Source organism: Paraeggerthella hominis (assembly GCF_021044775.1).
Taxonomy (GTDB): Bacteria; Actinomycetota; Coriobacteriia; order Coriobacteriales; family Eggerthellaceae; genus Paraeggerthella; species Paraeggerthella hominis.
Genome location: NZ_JAJNOQ010000008.1, coordinates 117,190 through 140,396, shown reverse-complemented (window position 1 = coordinate 140,396; position 23,207 = coordinate 117,190). Strand labels below are relative to the sequence as shown.

The 23,207-nt window shown below is 64.4% G+C and carries 19 protein-coding genes; 5 read left to right on the top strand and 14 right to left on the bottom strand.

Annotation, left to right across the window (positions count from 1 at the left end):
- Positions 1-151 precede the first annotated feature (151 nt).
- The 14 genes from LQE90_RS09670 to LQE90_RS09605 form a co-directional block, all read right to left on the bottom strand.
- Entirely contained in the window at positions 152-1,867 is a 1,716-nt protein-coding gene (locus LQE90_RS09670) for an AAA family ATPase (RefSeq protein ID WP_216529566.1), read from the bottom strand.
- A gap of 334 nt (positions 1,868-2,201) precedes the next feature.
- Entirely contained in the window at positions 2,202-6,059 is a 3,858-nt protein-coding gene (locus tag LQE90_RS09665; protein WP_216529565.1) for a VaFE repeat-containing surface-anchored protein, read from the bottom strand.
- Positions 6,060-6,068: 9 nt separating this feature from the next.
- Positions 6,069-6,557, bottom strand: coding sequence for a DNA gyrase (locus LQE90_RS09660; RefSeq protein WP_176877442.1), 489 nt, complete (start codon positions 6,555-6,557; stop codon positions 6,069-6,071).
- A gap of 85 nt (positions 6,558-6,642) precedes the next feature.
- Positions 6,643-7,644 (bottom strand): VirB6/TrbL-like conjugal transfer protein, CD1112 family, encoded by a 1,002-nt coding sequence (locus tag LQE90_RS09655; RefSeq protein WP_216529564.1) that lies wholly within the window; start codon positions 7,642-7,644, stop codon positions 6,643-6,645.
- A gap of 9 nt (positions 7,645-7,653) precedes the next feature.
- A complete protein-coding gene (locus LQE90_RS09650) occupies positions 7,654-8,412 on the bottom strand; it encodes a hypothetical protein (protein WP_216529563.1) in 759 nt (252 codons plus the stop codon).
- 21 nt (positions 8,413-8,433) lie between these two features.
- Positions 8,434-9,933, bottom strand: coding sequence for an NlpC/P60 family protein (locus LQE90_RS09645; protein WP_216529562.1), 1,500 nt, complete (start codon positions 9,931-9,933; stop codon positions 8,434-8,436).
- Positions 9,934-10,118: 185 nt separating this feature from the next.
- A complete protein-coding gene (locus LQE90_RS09640) occupies positions 10,119-12,518 on the bottom strand; it encodes a VirB4-like conjugal transfer ATPase, CD1110 family (protein WP_231088280.1) in 2,400 nt (799 codons plus the stop codon).
- Positions 12,519-12,594: 76 nt separating this feature from the next.
- Complete coding sequence (locus LQE90_RS09635) at positions 12,595-13,002, bottom strand: PrgI family protein (RefSeq protein WP_216529561.1); 408 nt, start codon at positions 13,000-13,002, stop codon at positions 12,595-12,597.
- 10 nt (positions 13,003-13,012) lie between these two features.
- Positions 13,013-13,228: a hypothetical protein gene (locus LQE90_RS09630; protein ID WP_176878043.1), complete on the bottom strand. Its 216-nt coding sequence runs from the start codon at positions 13,226-13,228 to the stop codon at positions 13,013-13,015.
- Positions 13,228-15,069, bottom strand: a complete 1,842-nt coding sequence (locus tag LQE90_RS09625) for a VirD4-like conjugal transfer protein, CD1115 family (protein WP_216529560.1) — start codon at positions 15,067-15,069, stop codon at positions 13,228-13,230. Before LQE90_RS09625 ends, LQE90_RS09630 begins: the two co-directional genes overlap by 1 nt.
- A complete protein-coding gene (locus LQE90_RS09620) occupies positions 15,066-15,647 on the bottom strand; it encodes a hypothetical protein (RefSeq protein WP_176878045.1) in 582 nt (193 codons plus the stop codon). The genes LQE90_RS09625 and LQE90_RS09620 overlap by 4 nt, the downstream gene beginning before the upstream one ends.
- 191 nt (positions 15,648-15,838) lie before the next feature.
- Positions 15,839-16,129: a helix-turn-helix transcriptional regulator gene (locus LQE90_RS09615; RefSeq protein ID WP_176878046.1), complete on the bottom strand. Its 291-nt coding sequence runs from the start codon at positions 16,127-16,129 to the stop codon at positions 15,839-15,841.
- Positions 16,130-16,293: 164 nt separating this feature from the next.
- Positions 16,294-17,763, bottom strand: coding sequence for a ribosomal protection-like ABC-F family protein (gene abc-f, locus LQE90_RS09610; protein WP_176878047.1), 1,470 nt, complete (start codon positions 17,761-17,763; stop codon positions 16,294-16,296).
- Between the two features lie 262 nt (positions 17,764-18,025).
- On the bottom strand, positions 18,026-19,312 hold the full coding sequence (locus LQE90_RS09605) for an MFS transporter (RefSeq protein ID WP_123209656.1): 1,287 nt from the start codon (positions 19,310-19,312) through the stop codon (positions 18,026-18,028).
- 702 nt (positions 19,313-20,014) lie between these two features.
- On the opposite strand from LQE90_RS09605, the gene LQE90_RS09600 reads away from it, so the two are divergent.
- The 5 genes from LQE90_RS09600 (at position 20,015) to LQE90_RS09580 (ending at position 23,152) form a co-directional block, all read left to right on the top strand.
- Positions 20,015-20,293, top strand: coding sequence for a helix-turn-helix domain-containing protein (locus LQE90_RS09600; protein ID WP_123209646.1), 279 nt, complete (start codon positions 20,015-20,017; stop codon positions 20,291-20,293).
- A 13-nt stretch (positions 20,294-20,306) separates the two neighbouring features.
- Positions 20,307-21,707 (top strand): tyrosine-type recombinase/integrase, encoded by a 1,401-nt coding sequence (locus LQE90_RS12475; RefSeq protein ID WP_216529559.1) that lies wholly within the window; start codon positions 20,307-20,309, stop codon positions 21,705-21,707.
- A gap of 294 nt (positions 21,708-22,001) precedes the next feature.
- Positions 22,002-22,208 carry an ATP-binding protein gene (locus LQE90_RS09590; RefSeq protein WP_114565979.1) on the top strand — a complete coding sequence of 69 codons (207 nt, stop codon included), beginning with the start codon at positions 22,002-22,004 and terminating at the stop codon, positions 22,206-22,208.
- Complete coding sequence (locus tag LQE90_RS09585) at positions 22,205-22,861, top strand: 4Fe-4S binding protein (protein ID WP_216529558.1); 657 nt, start codon at positions 22,205-22,207, stop codon at positions 22,859-22,861. The genes LQE90_RS09590 and LQE90_RS09585 overlap by 4 nt, the downstream gene beginning before the upstream one ends.
- 9 nt (positions 22,862-22,870) lie before the next feature.
- Complete coding sequence (locus LQE90_RS09580) at positions 22,871-23,152, top strand: ArsR/SmtB family transcription factor (RefSeq protein WP_147269846.1); 282 nt, start codon at positions 22,871-22,873, stop codon at positions 23,150-23,152.
- The last annotated feature ends 55 nt before the right edge of the window (positions 23,153-23,207 follow it).

The following is a 23,207-nucleotide window of genomic DNA, read 5'->3' as shown; positions in this document are numbered from 1 at the left end:
GTCTCACGCCCGACAAGCGCATCGACGCCCCAGCCGCCATCAAGGTATACGCCAATGCCCGCACCTGCGGAAAGGCCGATTATCCAACACGCATCATCCTTGGTGACCATAGGAGCTCCTTCGCTTTCGCCTGCTATCTAAGCAAGAAAGATTATAGGAAAAGTCCCAGTATCCAAAGCGGTCTAACACAACGGTCATCTAGGACGACGTATTGAGGGTCCGAGTCTTCTGACCCTTCGAATTTCATCTTCCCGCCTTCGGAGAAGAAATAGCACAGGGCGAGGATGTTGCGCTCCCCGGTGGACACCTCGCTCGGCCGCACGGGCTTTCCGTGCGACTCGATCTTGTACACGTTGGCGTATGGGACAAGGACGAACCTGGAGCTGTCGAAGAAAACGTTTGCCAGATAGCCGTTGATGGCGTTCGCCGCGAGGTCGGTCATGGACATTTTCGCCTCTTCGGCACGGCGCTCGCTTTCGAGCTCGCGGCGTTTTTCGATCGCTTTCGTCAGCTCTCTTCTTGCCGTCTCGAGCTCCTTTTCGGTATCCGCATACCGCTTTATCGAGTCTTTAGCATCGATCCGGGCGATCTGGTCGTTTAGATTCAGCAACCGCCGCTTCAATGCCGCCCTGCTCCTCACCGCAGCGTTAAGATCGTCGATCTCCTTGTTGGTCTCTGCAGATGAGGCGTTGAAGGCTGCGATCGCTTCGGTAAGTCCGAGGGGTTCCGCCCCAAGAGGCTCATAGAGGGATTGGAGTCTCTTCTCGATAAGTTCTGCGTATGCGGCTATTGCCCCGTTCACTTTGCCCAAGGCTTCACGGCATTTCGAAGCCAAGTCTTCCGGCGCCTTGCCGAGCCCCAGCTCATCCTCCTCGATGATGGGTATTCTGCGGCTTTCGAGGTCCTTCCTGAACAGATCGACTTCTTTGTTGAGAACCTTGAGCACGCTCTGTTTGAGAGACTCCTTGTACTCGGTCGTCAGGTCCTGCTGGCAGAGAGGGCATGAGTCCGTCTCGTCGTCGGACGCGATTTCCCGTGCGTATTCGACCATCCTCTGCCTGCCGTTTTGCACCAGCGCGAAAATGCGCTCCTCCCTTTCGGTGAGGATCGGCTCGTCCAGCGCTTTGCTCAGAAGCCCCACCAAGGCTTCTTCGTCGTACTTCTGCGCGTCGATCATGCCGATTCTTGCAACGGTTTCCGATCCTGCATTCTCGGCCCTTTGGTATTGGGCGAGCTTCTCGGAGTACTCGGCTTCGACCTCGCGTCTGCTGAGGTCCGTTTCCGCGCCCACGATCGCTTCCCATCTTTGCACGGTCAAATTGGATCGCGTCCCCGTGATCTCATGGCACCGATCCGCCCAGCCCCCGCCTTTCGCCTCGTCTTTCGCTTTCGATAGAAGCGAACCGAGGGATTGAGGCCCATTCTCCGCGCTATCTTTTTTGACGGTCCATTCGGTAAACTTTTTGCCGACCTCGATGAGCTCCTCGTCTATTTCATCGATGCGTTTCTGCGCTTGGGCCTTGGTGCCCAGCATGACTATTGTCTCAAGCCCTTCTTCTCGGAGAAGAACGGTATCTTGGGCGTATTTTTCGTTGAAGACCCTGATGGATTGCTTTTCCTTGCTCGTTAGGGATACCGATTCACCTGCTTCGTCCCTGAACGGGCTGTCGCACGTTCCGTCGACTGAAATCCGGTCGATTTCTTGCGATATTGTCGTTTTGCCGGATCCATTTCTGCCGAACAGGATGGAGACCCTATGCTGGACCCCATTGTTGCCTGGAGAGCGGAACAAATCGAAATCCGCCCCTGAGTCAAACATGCCTGATTGAATGTGAACCCTCCGAATGGAGGAAAACCCGCTGGACATAGAATCTCCTAACGCAGATGGCTCCGCGGAAACGTCCAGTCCATTTTATCGCGAGCGAGAGCGGTCGCGATAAACCTGCGCGAGAGAGATTCGGGCGGGTGTGGATGAGAGAAGCTTCGCCCCGACTTCGCGGATCTCGCCAGACACGAGCCCGGAGTACGGCATTGCGAGCGGGGAGGACCGCGCGAAGGCGGCTCTCCCCGCAAGTGCTTGCATTCAGTTGACTCGCTTTTATTCGTCTCGCTCGCTTTCAGCCCCTACCTTGATGCAGGCGTAGGCGACGAGCGTGCACAGCCCCATGCCCATTCCTACCAGGTGCAGCAGGAAGGCCATTCTACTCGCCTTCCTCTTCGCCTTCGTGCGGCTTCTCGGGGGCGGGCCCGTCCGGACGGCGCGCCATGAGCGCGGCGCCGGCCGCCGTCAGGGCGGCGCCCACGAGGCAGGCAAGGGGGACAAGCGGCAGGGAGTCGCCTGTCTTGGGCAGCTTGCCGGCGGGGGTCGAGGGCTCGTCCGGCGTCTCGGAGGGCGGTTCGACCAGGTTCACGCTCTGGCCTTCGTCGTTGGGGTCCTTGTGCTCCGCGACGACCTCGCCGTCGAGCGTCAGCTCCTCGAACGCCACGACGGTACGCCCCGCGAGGCCCGTCCCATCGAAGCGGAAGACGACCTCGACCGACCCGTCGGCCTCCTCGGGCGTGAAGCGAACCTCGACCGTGAGGGGCGCGCCTTCCTCCTCCACGGGCTTCGCCGCGTCGCGGTCAACCAACGTGCCCGTCAAGACGTACTCGACCCCGGGCTCGAGGTTCTCGTAGCGCACCTCGTCGACGATGGTCACGTCGTCATCGGCGTAGGCCTCGTGGTCCCCGTCGTCGCCGTCGGTCGCGGTTGTCCCGATCTCGGGCGAAGGCTCCGTGAAGCTCACGGTCTGCCCTTCGTCCTCGAGGTCCTCGTGGGAGGCGACCAAGGTGCCTTCGGAGTCGTAGAGCCTCTCGAAGACGACGGTGCTCCTGCCTTCGAGGGAGCTGGCGTCGAGCTCGAAGGAGACCACGGCGAACCCGCTTTCCCCCTCGGCGACGAAATCCGTCTCCGCCACGATCGCCCCGTCGCCGGTGTCCAGGGGCTCGCCCGTCTCCGGGTCCATGAGGACTCCCTCGACCCTGTAGGCCTTCCCTTTCTCGAGCCCGCTGTAGAAGACCTGGTCGTCGATGCGCGCGGTCCCGTCGGCGGACGCCATGTGGTCCCCGTCGGCGGCGTCGGTCGCCACCGTCCCGATCTCGGGCGCCGCCTCGACGGCCACCGTCTGGTCGGCGTCCAGGATGTCTGCGTGCTCGGCGATGACCTCGCCGTCGAGCAGGACCTCCTCGAACACCACTATGTCGATCCCGGCAAGCCCGGACGCGTCGAACTCGAATTCCACGTCCACCGTGCCCGAGGGGGAGATGGGCGCGAACGTCTTCTCGGCGACGACCTGCTCGCCGTCGACGACGAGGGGCTCTCCCGTTGCCTTGTCGACCAGTCCGCCGCGCGCCGTGAGCTCCTCGAGGGGCATGTTGGCGTACGAAACCTCGTCGACGATGACGGCGTCTCCCGAGGGCGCGATGGAGCGGTCGCCGTCGGCCTTGTCGAGCGCCACCGTGTCGATTCTCGGCTCGGGGACGTCGTCCACTGTCCCCAGGTCTATGTCCATCGGGGTCTCGGTGGTGTCCCGGTTCACGTTGAACGCGTCGGACCAGAGGGCGTACCCCTCGTTCGCCTCGCAGCGCATCTCCTCGATCGTGTACTCGCCGTAGGGAAGCGCGCCGAGGGAGTCGTCGGGCGCGGCCTGCGAGCCGTGCTCGCCCGTTCCGAACCAGATGCCGGAGCCTTCGACGATGTCCTCCGAGTCGATGTAGTCCTCGTAAATGAGGGCGTCGTTCGCGTTCACCGACTCCTCGCGGCTGCGCCATTCCGAAGACGTGGACAGCATGCCGTTCCTGTCGGTGACGGCGACGTGGGCCTCGCCGGTGGTGACGTTGGTGATGAGGAACGGGACGAGCCCGAGCTTCTCTCCGTGGACGGTCCCCTTCTTCTGGAGATGCATGTCGTGGCGCACCACCTGGTCGCTCCACAACAGCGCTCCGCCGTCCACGTCCGAGGTCACCACGATGCCGTCGCCGCGGACCTCGAACGTGCGGGGCTCGCCGTCGGTGAGCAGGTAGCTCTCGTTGGTCGCCGTCTCGGCGACGGTGTAGGTGCCGTAGGGCAGCGCGTCGGACGCGGTCTGCGCGGTGTAGGCCTGGGCCTCGGGATTCCACGCCGTCTCGATGACGGCGACGACGCTGCCCGTGGGATAGTAGGTCCCGCCGACCATGACGCCGTGCTCGGACACGTTGGTGATGGTGAACCCGATCCCCTCGAGGGAGGTTCCGAGGTATCTGTCGTCGGCCAGGCTCGAGTGGTCGGCTCCGCCGAGGGCCTCGCTCTCCCCGAGCTCGAGGTCGTTCTTCTGCACCTGGACGCCGCCGCGGACGACCTCGTTGAGGATGCCGTCGGCCTCCACGAGCTGGTCGAACTGCCCGTCCTCGCGGATCTCGACCACGTGGCTCACGATCCCCTCGCCCGTGTAGCCCTCGGGCGCTTTCGTCTCGACGACCTCGTAGGTGCCGTAGGGCAGCGCGCGCACGCCGGTGCTGGCGGTCCAGGCGTCGAGGGAGGCGTTGTACTCGGTCGATAGGACCGCGACGACCCCGTCGGGGTCGACCATCTCGCCGTCCTGCAGCTCTCCGTCCCCGTTCCCGTCGTACCAGACGGCGGCGTCGGAGCGGTTGTAAAGCGTGAACTCGGCGCCTTCGAACGTGGCGTCGCCCTGGGCGTAGTTCCAGAACGTGCCGCCCTCGTGCTCGTAGCGCTCGGCGTCGCCCTTGCCGATGATGAGGCCGCCGCGCTGCACGAGCTCGCCGAACTCGCCTTCGGGCGACACCTCGATGACCGCGTCGCCCGCCTGCGCCATCTCGGCGGTCACCTCGATGCGGTGGACCTCCCGGTCGAGCAGGTATCCGTCGGAGGGGGACACCTCCCTGATCTCCACCTCCCCGAGGGGCAGGCCGTCGAACACGATGGAGCCGCCGGCGGTCGTCCCTTCGACGGTCTCCGTCTCGCCGCCCCGCTCGAAAGAGGCCTGGTAGACCGCCCCGTCGAGGGTGGCGTCGCCCTGGGCTGCGGGCGCGCCGGTCTCGGCGTCGACCTTCTTCAGCACTATGCGCGCGGTGATGGGCGGCTCTTCCGACGAGAAGGTGTAGTCGTTGTCGGGGGAGACCTCGTGCACCTCAGGGTCGAGGGCGTATCCGGGGGAGGGGCTCACCTCCTTGGCGTAGAACGTCTCCCTCGTCGCGCCCAGGCTCCCCGACTCGCCGGAGCCGTCGGCGCCGGTCGTGATCGTAGCCACGCGGTTCGCGCCCGCTTCCGCGTCGGCGGCGCTGCGGTAGATGCCGTAGACCGCGCCGGCGAGCGAGTAGTCGGGGTCTTGCTGCGCCCACGACTCCGAGGCCGCCTTGGCGACCTTGACCGTCGTGCTGTACGTGAACGAGAGGATCACCTGCGTCGACGCGCCCGTGTAGAGCATGAAGGGCTCGAAGGACGAGGGCACCTCGCCCGTCCGGGAGGCGATGAGCCTGCCCGTCGCGCTCTCGTTGGAGACGGCGCCGGAGTCGTCGAAGCCCAGGACGTTCCAGGCGACCCAGTCCCGGAACGCCTCGGAGCAGCCGTACATCGCGTAGTTGCCGTCGCTCGAATAGGTGTCCGCCATGAGGATGTGCGCGAGCGCCGTGTACCGGTCGGGGGTCATGGCGCTCCCGTCGACCCAGCTGCCGGGCCAGAGGGACGCGTCGAATCCGGGCGATCCGTACGAGAACCACATGTCGGCGGCGAGCTCGGCGGTGCGCCCGCTCGCCGCGGAGAGGGCCTGCTTGGGATACGATCCCGCCCCCGGGGTCGCCATAGAGGGGTTGCCGCACCATGCGGCCTGCCCGTCGACCTCGAACCAGTTGGTGAAATACGAGTCGTAGCTGATGGTCCTGCCCACGGTCAGGCTTCCCGACTCCGCCGCATGGGCGCGTTGCGGGACGGCCGCAGGCGCCATCATGTCGATTGCGAGGAGGACGGCGAGGAGGATCCTCGCCGCCGTGCCCGCCCTCGCCGCTTTGGTTGCTTGTCCCATCTTCTCCTCCTATCTCGCGTCACGGGCGAAAGGGCGCGCGCCGCCCCTCTCCATGCTCTCGGAGGCTCCCTTCGCCTCCGCGGCCCGCTCTGCCAGGCCCCTTCCGTCGCGTGCGTTCTCCTCCGCGTAGCGCTTCCTCGCCTCCGAGAGCGCGTCCCTTATCTGGGAGGGCGTGACCGTCACGGTCTCCTTCTGCCGCCGGCCGTCCTCTCCGAGGATCGGCCTGCCTTCGGCGTCGAGCACCGACCTGCTCAGGCGCACCTCCCGGTCCGCGAGGAGCGGCACGTCCCTCCAGTGCTCCCCGCGGAACCTCGAAGGGTTCACGTAGAGCGGGCTGAACTCGTAGCCGCCGACGTCCCTGCCGTCGATGACGGTGTCGGGGGGCAGGCGGACGACGTTGAACGACCTCTGCTCGCCCGTCCTCCTGTCCGTGTACTGGATGCCCTCACGGACGAACGCCTCGTGGAGCGAGACGTAGACGTTCTTCTTCTCTGCCATTTCTTCTCCTTTCCGATGCTGTCTTTCGCGGCCGGCGCCTTCCGCCGGCCGCCCTCAGGGCGAGCGGGACGGGGCTCCACCCCGATCACCCGCCCAGGATGTCGCGCGCCCATGCGCCGCTCTTCACGAGCGAGAGGATCAGGAGCACGCACATCGCCAGGTACTGGAGCGCGTAGGACAGGCCGCCGACGATGGAGTCGACCACCGGAGCGCCGACGCTCGCGGCGTTGAGCCCGCCCAGGACGATGGGGAACGAGACGAGGAGCACGAGGATGATGATCCCGGCGAGGCAGACGGCGGCGAAGTTCTTCAGGTACCCGACGCCCATCTGCCTCGTCTCGTCGAGCGAGACGAGGGCGAGCGGGATGGGGCTGAACGCGGCCATCACGTAGATCTGGATGGCGCGCGCCCAGCTCACGACGAGAGCAACCACGTAGGCGACGATGACCACCAGCCAGCTCACGAGGGCGACGACGAGCATGGCGACCAGCGCCGCGACGTCGTCGTCCGTCGTGGTGATGGATACCGCCTCGAGGTCGAGCTCGGATCCGGTCCCGAAAAGGCCCGTCACGCGGTCTATCGCGAGCTGGACCACCTGGTAGACCGCCTGCATGAGGTCGAAGCTGTTCTGAATCAGGAACAGGAACACGGCGAAGAAGACGAGCATGAACACGACCTCCTTGACCCCGGGCATGCTCGCGTTGCTGTCCATGCGCTGCGACACCTTGATGAGCTGGACGGTGAACACGAACGAGAGCATGCCGCAGCCGATGGGCAGGATCGCCGCCTCCCACACGCCTCGCACGAGGTCGTACATCGTCACCTCTCCGGCGCTCCCGAGCATCTGCGCGAAGTCCGCCGCGAGCACCCCGTCCGTGCCGATCGACCTGAGCATGTCGGTCTGCCCGGCGAATATCCAGTTGCAGGTGTCTCGCAGCACCCCGCACAGCCATGCGTTGATGTCCTCCGCGATCCCCGCGAACGCAGGTGCCGGGAGGGCGAGGGATGCGGCGCACGCGAGGACGGTGAGGGAGAACGCGAGCGAGAACCCGCGGCTCCCGACGGCCTTCGCGATCGTCTCTGTCATCGTCGCCTCCTAACCGAGGACGGAGAACTCGCCGGATCGGTAGACCGCGGTGACGATCGTCGAGGCGTCGTCGTCCAAATGGAACGTGGCGCTGACGCGCCCGCCGGCGATGTCGACGAAAACCTCCCCGTCGAAGGAGGCGCTCGTGGCGGTGGGCGCGTGCCCGGCGGCCCATTCGGAGATCGCCGCCGCTAGCTCGTCGGTCCTGCCGTCCACCAATGACGGGTAGGGCTCGGCGAGCCCCGTCACCTCGACCGTCCCGCCGGACGTCGCCGTCCGGACGTATCTCCCGGAAAGGGAGAACCCGTCGCACGCGACCGAGGAGACCTCGTCGTCCTCGTCCAGGACGATCGTGGCCGACTCGCCCGCCGCGTCCCCGTCCTTCAGCAGCAGGACGTCGAGCCAACGCTGGGCGCCCGAAGACCCCGACCCCTCAACCTCGAACGCGGTCATCGAGACTGAGGCCCCATCGGATTCGACGAAGGATCCCTCGCGGAAGGCGAGCGTCTTGCCCGAGCCGTCGGCCGCGGTCCACGCGCTGACCCGCAGTTCCTCCAGGACGGCGGACGCCCCGTCGGTCTCCTCCCCGGCTTCGGGCTCCGTCTCCGGGCCCTCCTGCTCGGCGGGCTGTTCGAGCGAGGCTGCGGGAGGGTCGGCGTCGGCCTGGCCTGCGGTATGCGCGATGGAGCAGCGCACCGCCGTCGTCGCGACGACTATCGCGACCATGCCGATGGCCGCGGCGATCATCGCCTTGTTCTTCCTCTGCATGGGAGTCCTCCTGTCTCTTGACTATCTGTAGCGGACGGCGCAGGTGAAGTAGGCGATCCCTGTCTCCCGCCTGCACACGTCCCCCGGCTTGGGCTCGTGGATGTACTCGTCTCCGCCTACGTAGATGGCGACGTGGCCGGGGCGCCAGAGGATGTCCCCCGGCTCCGCTTCCGAGAGGGGGACGCGCTTTCCCGACGCGGCCTGGTCCTCGGAGTAGCGGGGTATGTCGATGCCCGCCTGCGCGTAGCACCATTGGGTGAGCCCCGAGCAGTCGAGGCCGACCCCGGGAATCGATCCTCCCCATACGTACGGCACCCCCAGCTGGCTTTCCGCCGCGGCGACGATCGCGTCGCCGTCGGCGGCGCCCGCCCTGAAGTCCTCCAGGCTCATCCCGTCGAAGCGCCTGAGGCCGTATTCGTCCATCGCCGCTTTGAGCACCTCGACGTAGCTCGAAGAGGTCGCGTACCCCGCGTCCTTCAGTCCCTCGGCCATCCTGTCCGAGTCGCACGAGGCTATGGCCTCCCGGATGAGGGCGTTGCCGACGTAGGGGGGGCCGGACAGGAGGACGCGTGAGCGGAACACGATGCAGTCGCGATGGCTCTTGAACGTCGTGAAGTCGGCCATAATGCCCACGACCTGGCCTCCGACCTCCTCGTTCGTCGCCCATGAGCTCTTGCCCGCGACTTCGGGGCACCCGAGGAACGAGGAGGACCACTTGATGCCGAAGAGGTTCTTGTCGCGCTCGGCGAGGGCCGAGAGGCCGTCGCCCTGCCCGCTTTCGCAGATGATCTGCGCGAGGGTGCAGCCCGCCGGATGGCCGTACTCCTCCTGGCACTCGAGCGCGGCCTCCACCATCTCCACCGTCATGTACGGAGGCAGCCCCTCGAGCGAAGCCTTCGAAGCCGCATCGCTCCAGAACCCGAAGACCGCGCTCGCAATCTGGGAGACGGCCAGCGCTGCGAGGACGAAGCACAGCACGCCGGACAGGATCCCCGCAAGGGGACCGGCCGCGGCTGCGGCCGCAGCCGCGGCTTTGCCCCCTCCTCCCTTCGCTGCGGCGCGGGCGGCGAAGGCCCTGCGGGGCTCCCTCCCGACCGCCTGGAGTGCCGCCCGCGGCCTTCCGGGCCGGCGGCGCGCCGCTTTCTCCGCGGCTCGGCCGCGGCGCAGGGCTCGCCCTTCCCCGGCCAGGCTCCCTCTTGCCCCTTCTCCGCTTCGGACGGCGCTGATCTCGCGGGAGGGGGCCGCCGCGCGCGCCTTGCCGGCCACCCTCCACGCGCCCTTCCCGGCCCGGACGGCGTCCGGCGCCCCTTCGAGCTCGTCGGAGTCCTCCGCCTCCCTTTCGGCGGCTGCGGCGATCGCTTTCTTCAGGTACGCGGCCGCCGTCGGAGCGGGGGCGCGCCGACGTTCCCCTTCCTTGCGGACGTCCGCCGGCAGCCCGCTTTCGACCGGCGCCCGCTCGGACCGCCGCTTCCGCCTTGCGGCCGAAGGCGACGCGGGCCGGCGTGACCTTCCGAGGCCCATGCTGGCCGCCTTGCCCCCGTGCGCCGGGACGGCGAACCTCTCCTCGCCTGACACCAGGCCTGCGCTCACCGCGTCGGTCCTGCCGGACGATGCGATTCCTTCGGCGCCGGCCCCTTCGGCCCTGACGGGAGGGTCCGGCGGGGCGCCGCCCGACGCCGCGGGCTCGGAGCGGCGGGTTTCCCTGGTCACGTCGCGCTCACCCCGCCGTCTTTCCTCCGCCTGCTCTCGGCGCGCCTTCTGAACCCCTCCTCGCGCTTGCGCGCCGCCACCTCGTCGGGCTTCGTGTTGAACAGGTCGTAGAGGGACCCCTTGGGGAAGCTGTCCTTCAGGGGGACGCGCGCGCCGCCCGCGATGAGCAGCCCCTCGCCAGCCCTGACCGACTCGTCTATGTAGGACGCCTCCTGGGCGCTCATGTCGAGCAGCTCGGTCCAGGCGCGCCTGTCGAGGGGCGACTGCTTGTGAAGGAGGATGAAGTCGGAGTTGAGGACCATGTTCCGGGCCTCCTCGTGGTCGAGCATGTAGACGCTGTTCTGGGTGATGCCCGTGGCGATGAGGTTGAACTTGCGACCTTCGGCCCAGAAGCGGCTGAAGTACGCGATGATCGAGGGGTGGCCGAACAGGCTCTGCACTTCGTCGATGTAGAGCCAGGTGGTGACGCCGCGATCGAAGTTGCGGTACATCCGGTTGCGCACGCACTCGAGAACCGTGATGATCCCGAAGGCGCGCATGTTCTCGGAGAGGTCCCTGAAGTCGACATTGGTGATGCGCCGGTCGAACGTCACGTTCGAAGGGCGGTTGAAGAAAGAGAGAGCGCCCTCCACGTAGCGCTCGTAGCGCAGGGCTATGTCCCGGGCCTCCGGCTCGGGCTGCGCTTTCAGGATGCGGTGGAAGTCCCCGAGAAGGGGGGTGCGCCCCTCCTCGTCCGCGTCGCGGTATGCCCGCTCGACGCAGCGGCTGATGATGGACTTGTCGGCCTCCGGGAGCCCCTGGTCCCCCTCGGCCATGGTCGCGCTGGACAACGCCAGGAAGGCGTCTATCTTGAAGGCCATCTGGGCGGAGCGCGACTGGTGTGCGACGTCGGAGAGGTCGAACGGGTTGAGGTGCGTGTCCGCGTCGGGGGCGAACCGTATGCACTCCCCGCCGTTCGCCTCGACCACGGGGGAATACTCTCCGGCGGGGTCGAGGACGATGATCTCGTCCTCGGGGTACGCGAGGATGGTGTTCTCTATCTCTCGCTTGACGGAGAACGACTTCCCCGATCCGGGCTTGCCGGCGACGAAGCCCATGGGGCTCGCAAGCCTCTTCCGGTTGCATAGGACGAGGTTCGAAGATTGCTTGTTCTGCCCGTAGTAGCCTCCTCCCTCGTGCGAGAGCTCCTGCGTCGCGAAGGGCATCTGTATGGCCACCTGTGCGGTGGTCATCATCCGGGAAACCTCGACGTGGTTGTGCCCGAGGGGAAGGATGGAGTTCAGGCCCTCGCGCTGGCGGTAGTCGAGGGCGTCCGCCTCGATCGAGTTGCGCCGCGCCGTCGACACGATCTGCATCACCCGCTCGTCGAGCCCCTCCCTCGTCGGCGCGTACGTGTACACGAGCCCCGTGTAGACGTAGAGCCTCTGGTTCTTGTTCTGGAGATGGTCGAGCAGGTCCTCCGCCTCCTCCTTCGAGTATTTGAGCTCGGAGGGCAGTATCTGGAAGTCGTACCCCTTCTTGACCGCCCCCATCTGCTCGTCGATGATCTCCTTGTCCATCCATGCGATCCGCTTCTTCACGAAGGCGACCGCCTTCGACTTGTCCATGGCCTGGACGTGGAGGGTGATCGCGAGGGGGACCGGCAGGTCGATGATGTCGGCGAGGCAGCGGTCCGACAGCTCGCTGCCGAACCTGCCGAGCACGAGGACCTGGCACCACGTGTCGCCGGATTTGAAGCAGGAGGCGCTGCCTTCGGGCTTGAAGTCGAGGGAGGAGGGGCACACGAAGTCCTTCGTCGTGAGCCCTCCTCTCGCGCCGACCGCGTCCCAGGAGAACAGGTTCGGCTTCCCGGGGCGCAGCAGTCCGTTCAGGACGCCGATGCGCTCGGCCCCCGAGAGGGTTCGGGAGGAGCTTCTCATCTTGGCGAGGGTCTGCTCCGCGTCCCCGCGCATTCGGGCGAGCCTCGGGACCGCCGCGTCGACGGAGGGCGCGCCCACGGCGAAGGTGAGGTAGCGCTCCCTGACCAGGTTGGACACGCCTTCCCGCATCTTGTCGTTGAGTATCCGGTTGTACTCCTCCGCGTACGCCGCAGTCTGCGGGTCGTCGGTCGGGAAGAACCTCTTCGTCCCGATCTCCTCGGCGGGAATGGGGCGGTTGACCACGGTGAGCTGCACGCAGCTGTCGGCGCCGAAGTAGTCGAACAGCTGGCACCATCCGGAGAAGATGGCGCGCTGGCTCTCCTCGCGGGCGGACTGGTAGCTGATGTCCTCGAACGCCATCGTCTGGCTGAAAAGCCCTTCCTCGACCTGCGCGATCCCGTCGGGGTACATCAGGTCGTAGCCTATGGCGGAGTAGACGTCCCGGGCCGCGCGGCGCATCCTCCTCTTCTCCGCCATCCGCCCCGTGAGCTCGCGCTCCTGCTCGGCGATGCGGCGCTCGAGGGATTTCCCCCTGGCGGCGCCTTTCCGCCCCCTACTCTTTCCGGCCACGCTTCTCGGCCCCCTTCCTCCTGCTCCTCCTGCGCGCCCTGCGGTCCACCCGCCGGCACGCGATTCCCCCGGCCGCCTCCCAGGGCCTGCTTCCCGTCGAGTACACGAGCACGCCGTCGGACAGCGCATGGCGCGCGAGCATCGCCAGGTACCTCTCCGCCGTGAGGCCCTTCGGGCGCCAGAAGCCCATGAGCCAGAAAGGCATCGATGCCGCCATGACGGGCAGCGTCGCCGCGTCCACCGGCACCCCCAGCGCCAGGTTGAGCGCCGCCGCCGTCGCCACGGAGGACGCGAGCCCCCCGGCGGTGCACGCGAGCGTTCTCGCCGAGAGCTTGCCGACGACCTTCTCCGTGTACTCCCCGATGTCCTTGTGGACCGCCACGCTCAGCATCGGGTCGCCCCTACGCGGGAAGCCAGCTCGTGTCGAGCATGCCGAAGTAGACGGCGGCGGCGATGATGATTGCGCCGCCGGCGATGGTCGATATTGCGCTCGCTATGGATGCGCCGCCCTGCTGCTCGCGGATGGCGAGGCCGAGCGAGACGGCGCCCCATACGATGAGGAAGCCCCCCAGGAAGGTCACGCATCCCGAGACCAGGTTGATGATGTTCGCCAGCATCAGGCATCTCTCCTTTCCATGTATTCCGAGTAGTCGAAGGGCAGGCGGTGCGACGCCCCGGGATGCCCCGGGTACACTTCGCGCCACCTCCGGTGGTCCTCGATGTCGAACTTGCGATCCCTCAGCGGGTTCGCCCCCGCGATGAGGACGATCGCCTCGTCGCGGGGCAGCCTCGCCACCTCGGAGGGCTGCACGAGGTCTCGCTCGAGGGTGCTCCAGTTCCGGGTCGACGAGGCGGACTGGCCGCGGCTCTCGTTCCACGTGACGGTCGACACGGTCTCCTTTCCCACCGACTCGGAGATCTCCTTCGCCGTCTCGTTCGACTTCCCGCCGAGGAACAGCAGGGTGTCGCAGCAGTCGACGATCGTCGCCGCGTTGTCCTTGTAGGCGGCTTTGAGCTGGGAGAGAGACTGGAGCCCGAATGCCATCGAGATGTTGCGGCTGCGCACGACCGCCACCATCCGCTCGACGTCGGGCAGCCGCCCGATGTTGGCGAACTCGTCCATGAGCAGCGTCACCGGCACGGGAAGCGAGCCCCCGTATTCGACGAGGGCGCGCTTACAGAGGATGCTCATCGTCTGCCAGAGCATGATCGAGAACAGGAACGAGTAGAGGGAGGAGGTGTCGGACATGACGGCGAACACCGCCCGTCTCCCTTCGGCGTCGCCGAGCCGGTCGAGCTCCATCTCGTCGCGGCTGACGAGCTCGCGCACCTGGGGTATGGCGAAAGGCTCCATGCGCGTGTTGCAGGAGACCAGGATCGACTTCAGGGTCTTTCCCGCGGCGTCCTTGAACATCTTGTAGTGGAGGAGGGCGAAGTCCGAGTCGACGGGGACGGGCTCGGCGACCTTGACCCACCGGCAGGAGCCTGCCGGGTCGTAGGAGGCCCTCCTCGTCGGGTCGAAGCCCTGGCCGTCGCCGCCGAACGCCGCGACGCAGCGCATCCCGGTCTCCACCTCCTCGAAAAGCAGGTCGAGCGGGCTGCGGTACGATTCGTCCGACTCCTTCGCCTTCGCGAGGGAGAGCAGGGTGACCACCCCCGACAGCGAGCAGTCCTCGGGCGGGCAGCGGTACACCAGGTACCCGATGAGCGCCACGTAGAGGAGCCTCTCGGCGTTCTCCCAGAAGGGGTCTCCTGCGTGCTCGCGGTCTCCGGTCGTGTTCTCTATGAGGCAGGACACGAACTCGAGGATGTCCGCCTCGTCGCGGATGTACGCCAGGGGGTTGTAGTGGAGGGACTTGGAGAAGTCGACCGTGTTGAACGCCAGTATCTTGTATCCCGCGGCTTCGAGCATGTGCCCCATCCGGGGCAGCGTCTCGCCCTTCGGGTCGGTCACGAGGTAGTTCGAGTTCAGCTGCATGATGTTGGGCTCGAAGAACCCCCTCGTCTTCCCGGAGCCGGAGCCGCCCACCACGAGCACGTTCCGGTTGCGCTCGAAGCGTCGGTCGTGGTCGGGCCGGTCCATCGCCATCCCGAAGTGCTTCGTGAGGACGATGTTTCTGTCGGGGTCCTCGAGGTTCATGAATCGTCTGCCCTCGCGGACGGTGCCCCAGCGGGCGCTGCCGTGCTCCTCGCCCTGCCGCTCCGGGTTCCCGTGCGTGAGCGACCACGCCCAGGCGCACCACACGGCGCAGGCGGCCACGAGCCCCGTCGCGAGCGCGGCAGCCTCGAGCGAGAGGGGGCCGTGTCCTAGCAGAAAGGAAGGAAGGCGCTTGGCCGCTTCCGTGAGGTTGGACGCGGGGCTGCCCGGAAGCGAGAGCAGGCATGCGGCGTACGAGTTCCCGAGGAGGAAGGCGGCGATGGAGGCGAGGGCTGCCGCCATGATTCGTGCAGTCGTCATCTCGCCCGCACCTCCTGCATGCGGGGTCCTCGCGTTGCAGCGCGCGTGGTGGCGCCCTCTGCCTCGAGGGCCGACGCCGCCGCGCGGGCTTGCCCAGCGCGCGCCTCGAGCGGACGCTCGTCCCGTGCCCCGGCGGCCTCGCGGGCTTCCCGCTTGGCGAGTTCCGCAGCCGCGCGCTCGCACGCCGCGTCGGTCTCGCGCGAGAGCTCGTCGAACGAGAGCCACACTTCCCTGGCGTCCGCGACGCGGAACAGAAGGTGCTCCCTACCCGTGGCGGGCTCGACGAACCACGCCGAGTCGACGGCGTGCGCCCTGAGCTTCGCCTCGATGATCCCCTTGATGCCGGCATAGTCCTCGATCTCCTGAAACTCGGCCATGTCGAGCTTCGCCCATTCGGCGGGCTTCTCGCGGGCATCGCCTTCCCCCGCGGCTCCGCGCGTCGCGGCCGTGGCGTTCTCGAACGCGCTCCGCATCCGCCTCGCACGGTCGTACATCGCCCTCTCGCCCATGCGCTCCCCGAAGCGCGCGAAGTCCTCTATCATCTTCTCTCCGGCGTCGTCGCCGTAATCGCTCGCCATTCTCGGCCCCTTCCGCATCGGCGGAAGGTCGCGCCTCCCGCTTCCTCAAACAGATTGCTCGCCATGCCTCGGGCATGGCGAAGGCGGTGGGAAGGCCGATGGCGCGAAAATGCAGGGCAGGGCTATGAGTGCCGAGAGGGCGGCGGTCTGGGCGGTATGCCTGGCAGCGCGGTCCATGCGGCACCTCCTCGCTAGAATCGGAAAGGGCCCGCATGGCTCGCCGGCCCGTAGTCCTCCGCCATCCTCCTGCGTGTTTCGGCCAGGTCGCTCGCCTGCTCCTTCGTGAGGAAGCAGGCGAGGCTCATGTCCATGACCGCGCAGAGGCGGACGAACTCGTCGACGTGCATAGAGCGCTGCCCGTTGAGGACGTACCAGAGGCGCTTTCTGTCCACATTGATTCGGCGGGCGAGTTCGGCCACGCTGATGCCGCGGTCCTGTCGCGCCCGCTCTATCCTTGCGACTATGAGATTGGCCTGGTTCATCCGCTTCCCCGCTCTGAAAATTTCTTTCGTGTCTCGGAAAACTCGGATTGCCAATTCTTCCGAATTTCTGTGAACCTTATCAATTGACCTATGCATCGCGGAGAAAAAGGCCTGTTTCGAGGCCTTTTGTCTCCATTCTGGGAATATATCCTGCTCATTTAGGGTTATTCGCGCTGAAAGATTTTGACTAGCTTGGTGTCCTTTATTTCGTAAATAATGTCTGCGACGTTCTCGACCAGCCTCTTATCGTGGGAGACGAACACTATCGTTCCGGCATAGGCGCTCATCATCTGCTCGAGGGCTTCGGCGCTCTTGATGTCCAGGTAATTTCCAGGCTCGTCCATGAGCAAGATGTTGTATCTGCCCAGCAGCATCTTCGCGAGCAGCAGCTTGATGACTTCGCCTCCCGAGAGAACGCCAACGTCCTTTGCCAGGTCACGCGGTCCGATTCCCATAGAGGCGAGGATGCTTCGGATTTCGGTCATGCTGTACTCGCAACCATCCTGCATGAACGAGATCGCAGACTGACGGGCGTCGAACTTGTAGCCTGTTTGCTCGAAGTAACCGATCTCCGCCTTGGGAGAGATGTTGATACCGTCGGCGCGTCGAGCGATTGCCTTCAGCAGGCTGGTCTTTCCTGTACCGTTGCCACCGGTGATGGCCACTTTAGCACCGAGCGGTATCTCGAATTTCGCGTGGTCATAGAGCATGCAGTTGCCGAAGCTCAAGCTGAAATCGTCTGCCGAGATGGGAAATTTACTATGCAGTTCCAGGGCCTTGCTCTGGCGGAACCGCACGGTGCGAATGCTGTCAGGGGCCTCAATCCCTTCGAGCGCTTCGAGGCGCTTCTCCATGTTCTTAGCCGCCTGGTACATCCTCTTCTGTTTGGTGCCGGTTGCTTTCTGATGTCCCAATCGACCTGCATTCTCGTTGCTTTTCTTTGCGCCCTTCTGCTTGGCGTCGACCTGCCGTGCTTTTTTCCGTTGTTTTTCGATGGCGGCTTCAAGGCGCTCGCGCTCGCGCATCGCCTCTTCGTATCGAGCCGCCTGAACTTTGCGTTCTTCTTCTTTCTGTCGCAGATAGTCGGAGTAGTCACCCCAGAATTCGGAAATACCGCCGTCTTTGAGCTCCCAGATCTTGTCCACTACCTGATCGAGAAAATAACGGTCATGGCTCACAATGAGCAGGGCTCCATCAAATGCCTTGAGTTGTCCGACGAGAAGGCTGATGCCGTCTTGGTCGAGGTGGCTCGTAGGCTCATCAGCAAAGATCGCGCTTGCATGCTGGGAGAGCGCAGAGGCAATCTTGGCGCGTGTCTCCTCTCCGCCGCTCATCGTCTCCTGCGCCACTCCGGCGACGTTGAGACGGGAGAGCATCTCACCACTGCCCTGAGCCGCATCAAGGTCGAGTTCATCGAGTTGGCCGATGAGGGCAATGCTGCCGAAACGCCTGACGTCGGCGTCCGCAATGGTAAGATTGCCGCTCAGAATTTTAAGCAGGCTGGTTTTGCCTGCGCCATTGTCTCCCACCAAGCCGATGCGATCGTAGGAGTAGATTTCCAACTCTTCGATATCTAGGATATCGCGGCCGGCATATTCCAAAAAGATGTCTTTAGCTTTGACTATGAGTTCCATAGGTTGAACCGCCTTTTGTGTATTAGCGTTTTACTGGAAACGCAGCCATGCCAAAAAAGATTGCTCACGTCGATTTTTCGCCTTTGCCCAATTGCCGGCGCGAGCGTTTTGACCTTGCGCAAGCCGGCAAATCCGAAAATGATAGTTGGCGACGAATAAGGAGCGCGATGTGGGATGTCAGTGCAATACCTCGTCGTCGCAAGGGCTTGAAGGCTGACGCTTGAACCGATGGCTGCTGCCTCTTTTTTTTCGAATACTTGGGCTATTGAATCTGCCCGGTATCTCTTTTCCCCGCGCTTCGGACGCTCGGAGCAAGCAGCATAGCCATCGCAAGCAGTACCATGGTCGCTCCAGAGCCGACGAACCATAACGGAGCTCCAAGCAGATCCGCAAAAACGGAGGGAGCTGCGAGGCCCATGGGCATGGCCCAAGCCATGATGGTTCCGTAGAGGCCGAAAACGCGGCCTAGGTACTCAGGAGGTATCTGCTCCTGCATAAGGGCAGTCTGGGTTCCCGCGTACAACGGGGAGCATGCGCCCATAAGAAAGCTCACCGGCAGGAAAGCAGCGAACAATGACGGGCCGAGCGATCCGGATACGATTGCGGCAATGCCGAAGCCGGCAATCGCGGCGACCATGGTGAACGACCTATTGCGGAACCCTCCCGTAACCGCCAAGATACCGGACCCAGCCAGCATGCCTGCAGAAAAAAGGATTTCCACCAAAGCGGCATCCCCCGTGCTACCGCCAAAATGCCCCAAGGTCATTATTGGGAACAATGCCGCGAGCGGAGAGAACGCGAAAGCGAAGACGAACCCGCACCAAAGAAGGGCGAACAGCCCCCTGTACCCCCTAATCAGCTTGTAGCCGTCCGAAATCTCAGAGAAGAGCTCTCGAACCTTATTGGAAAAGGACAAGCTGCGGTCGGCTTCGTCGAGGCCCCCTGCGTCTATCTGTGCGGCGAGGACGGCTAAAGAAGCGAAAAGCGCTCCCAGCACGTCGAGGACAATCATAGCGGTAATGCCCGCCACGGGATAAATCACTGCTGCAAGCGCGGCGCCAAGAATGTATCCGCCGGACTGAATCGCCTGAGTCACCCCCGATAGGCGAACGAGATGCTCCGGTGGGGCGAGATGGGGCGTGAGAGATTGGGAGGCTGGCGTGTAGAACGAAGTACCAACTGCACGGAGAAACAAGGCGATGAGAATTAGCCATGCAGGTAAGCTGCCGGCCAACGAGGCAATCGCCAAGGCGGCACCCACCGCGGCAATGAAGAGGTCGGCGCCGATGAGGACACGTTTCAAAGGCAGTCTGTCGACAACGGCGCCCGCAAGGATTCCGAACAAAGCAATCGGCAGAAAGCCTGCCAGCGATGCTAAGGAGAGGAGAGAAGACGACCCTGTCGTGAGGGCGAGATGCCAAATAAGACCCATCTGGAGAATCGAACTCGTCAATGTCGAAACGAGCTCCCCGCCCCATACGAAACAAAGCTTGAATTGCCATGAATGGCACAGCAGAGCAGACCTGCCCCGAGAGGTTTCAAATATCATGGTTATGTCCAATCGTGAAATGGCGTGCAGAAAAACAGCGCGACGCCACAACAGCGCCGCTTTCTAGGCGCTCATCCACGTGCGGAAAAGACCAACCACGACACCCCTCCTTTGTTAATTCGGTCTGGCAAACCATGTAATATTAACGAGGCTTGAGTTTGCCTGTCAAGAATCGACCATCGGTAGGCGCAGTCCTCTCTGGCCATTCGATTCCTTTTGTATCTATGGCTGCATTTACGTTATGTGGTTATTTATTTCGTTAGAATTCCCAAGCAAAACGCTTTTATGCACCATGTCTGTGCAAGCGAGAAAAGCCATTTCTAAACCTCGGTCTACGAAAATGTCGACTTGGCTTTTCATTGAGCCGATACTTCCAACACCGCTGAAAACGAACCAAACGCGTAGCTCTTGCATGTCCGCAACTCGCACCATCAAAGTATGCAAGCATCCTGATGAGCAGGATAGCCTCTGATCGTCTGTATCTCAATTCGGAACAAAAATCCTGAGAAAAGGGGTCTGCGGCGCCGAACGCGAACAATGTGTGTACGCTGTCGAGAAATGAGGCGCGCGCCGAGAAACCGGTGGTCCATACTCCACGCCGCACCCTGGCGCAACGGTGCAGATGGGCCGCCTGCAGGGTTGCGCCATGCTGGAAACGGGTCATCATCCCGATTGGGACCGAAACGAGAGAAGGAGAGCGAAATGAACGACATCCACGGCGAGGTCGGCATAGACGTGGAGCGACTGCGCGCCGCCGACCCGGACGGGCTCTACCTCTTCATGCTGGAGGACTACCCGTACATGATGACCTCCGCCCAGGTCGCGGAGTTCACCTGCGCCACCAGCCAGGAGGTGCGCCGCCTCCTCGCCCGCGGTGAGCTCAAGGGCTGCCGCGTCGGCAAGAAGTGGCTCGTGCCGAAGCTCGCCCTGCTGAACTACCTGTATAAGGACGAGGGCCGCGAGGGCCTGCAGTCCGCTTGACGAACGACAACCCATGCAGCTGCTTCACTGCGACAAACCATACAACCTCGACGAGGCGGCCGCGAGGCGCGGCACGCCGCGGCGAAAGCGCAAGGATTCGCGCACCACCGCCTACGAGCTCACCATCCGCATCCCCGAGGAGCACCGTCGTCATTTCGGCGGGAAGAAGAAACTCACCCGCGTGGTGTTCGCCCTCAACAAGAAGGTCGACCTCAAAGGGCAGGTCCGCGCGTTCGAGGAGGAGAAGAACGCGGTCCTCGACCTCGCGCTCGAGGCACGGGGCGGGGGCTCGCTCGACGCCGCCGCCTGGGCAGCGATGCCCTTCGGGGAGTACGCGGAGCGGTATGTCGAGCGCCGAGTCGGGGTGATCTCCCCCGCGTCGACCGCCAACGAAAGGCGTTACCTGAAGTACGCCAAGGCGACGATAGGGTCGATTCCCCTGAAGGAGCTCGTCGCCGAGGACGTCGAGCGGTGCGTGCTCGCGGTGCCCCGCCTGTCCGAGGAGTGGGCGCTCGAGAAGAGGAGACGCGAGGAGGAGAACAGGGAGAGGCTGCGGCAGGAGGGGAGGCTCAAGAGGAGGGCCCCCTTCTCGCCCGTACGCGTCGCCGGGCCGGCGATGCAGTCCAAGGTGCTCAAGTTCGTGCGCGAGGTCCTCAACGATGCCGTCGATCGCGAGCACGTCGGGCGCAACGTCGCCAAGAAGCGCTTCCTCTCCAAGGGCTTCAGGAAGGGCAGACCTCTCATCGACCCGCTGATGGAGGACGAGGCAGAGGCGTTCCTCGAGGAGGCGTCGTCCCTCCCCCTCGACATGACCAAGGTGGCCGTGCTCATCCTGTTCTCCACGGGCATGCGCCCCGAGGAGATGCTCGCCCAGCGCGTCGGGACCTTCGTCCCCGCAGAGGAGGGGGAAGACGCGCAGATGCGGATCGTGGCGGCCCTGCGCGCGGGAAGGATAGAGAACTACACCAAGTCGGACAGCTCGATGCGCACGGTCCCGCTCGACAGGTACACGGCGTCGGTCGTGGAGGCGTGGATCGAGGAGAAGAGGCGCGCGCTCGACGAGATGGGGCTCGTCCTTAGGAGCTCGACGCCGCTTCTGGGCGAGACGGGCAACCCCTGGAGCTACAACTCGTTCAAGAAGAGATGGAACGCGTTCGTCCGGAAAGCGGGGTTCGCCGGCACGCGGCCCTACGCCCTCCGACACACGTTCGCGACCATCAACCTCGCCCGGGGCGAGAACATCAAGACGGTGTCGGCGCTTCTCGGGCACGCCGACGCGTCCTACACGCTCGACCTGTACGTCGGGTTCATCCCAGCCACCACGAGGGGGCTCGCGGACCGGTACGTCGGCAGGCTCGTCCCGGGACTCGTGAACGGCAGGGAAAAGCATGGACTTGAGGAGGATTTCCGGTGACAAAGCTGCGCGATACGCTATACTGTCATTCGCTTGATTGCGGGCGTGGTTCAATGGTAGAACTTGAGCTTCCCAAGCTATGCTATTCCCATGGCAGCGCCGTTGCGGCCGAAACCCCCGGATGCTTTAGCACCCTATTCATTGCCCCCTCTATAGCGAAACGTCGTTGACATCCTGTTTCATGCGCCTTTTTCGCTGATGAGGCCGGGCGCGCCATTGCACGGTTGCGCGGCGGTCCCTCTTCGTTTATTATTTAAGAATATTCTTATATTCTAATTTAGAGAAAGGAAGACGGTGGCAAAGAAGATAGCGGTCGTAGCCGAGAAAGCCTGCGTCGCCTGCGGCGCATGCGCTCACGCCTGCCCTCGGGAAGCCGTTTCAGTCTGGCGCGGAACAAGGGCGTACGTGAACGCGACCCTTTGCGTGGGCTGCGGAGCATGCGAAGCAGAATGCCCGGCATCCGCCGTAGCCGTGCACCGACGCGAGGCGGTGTCGGCATGAGCGGCAAGAAGGCGTGCGGCAAGGCATGCGCACCGCGCTGGTACGACCGCCTGTACGTGATCACGCCCATCTACCTGGCACTGGGCTTCTTCAATATCCTGTTCGCGTGGATCGGCCTCGTGTTCTTCTTCGTGCCGCTCATCGTTTCCCTGGCAGGCGGCGGAAAAGCCTACTGCAACCGCTACTGCGACCGCGGACAGTTCCTGACGCTCCTGGGCAAGCGGTTCGGCCTCTCGCGCAACAAGCCGACCCCGCGCATCCTGCGGTCGCGCGCGTTCAGGCTGGGCTTCCTGGTGTTCTTCATGGCCATGTTCGCGAACATGCTGTTCGTCACCTGGATGGTGTTCGCCGGAAGCAGCGAGCTGGGAACGGCCGTACAGCTTCTGTGGACCTTCTCGCTGCCATGGGATTGGGCCTATCCGGTGGAAGTGGAGCCGTGGGTTGCGCAATTCGCCTTCGGGTTCTACAGCATCATGCTGACGTCGAACCTGATCGGGCTTGCAGTCATGGCTCTGTACCGGCCGCGCTCGTGGTGCGCGTTCTGTCCCATGGGCACCATGACCCAGCTCATCTCCAAAGGCCGCGCGCACGGCATGGAACCGCCGACGGAAGAGCGACCCGCGACGTCTACGAACCCTTCGACTCCCGCATAGGAGACCGCCATGGAAGAAAAAGCGCACCAGGTAGCGGAACTGTTTCGCCTGCTTGCCAACGAGAATCGGCTCTTGATTCTCTGCGCGCTGCTCGAAGCCGACCAAACCGTGGCCCAACTGGCCGAAAGCGTTCCCAACATCAGTCGGCCCGCGCTTTCCCAGCACCTTTCAGCGCTTCGCCTTGCGGGCGTGGTACATGCCCAGCGTTCCGGGCATTACGTCGTGTACAGCTTGGCTGACCAGCGCATTCGATCGCTGTTTCAAACAGTGAAGGACGCCTACTGCTCCTGATGCGCGCTCGCGCGCACGTAGGCGACGCCCGCATCTGCACGCGCGGGCGTCGCCT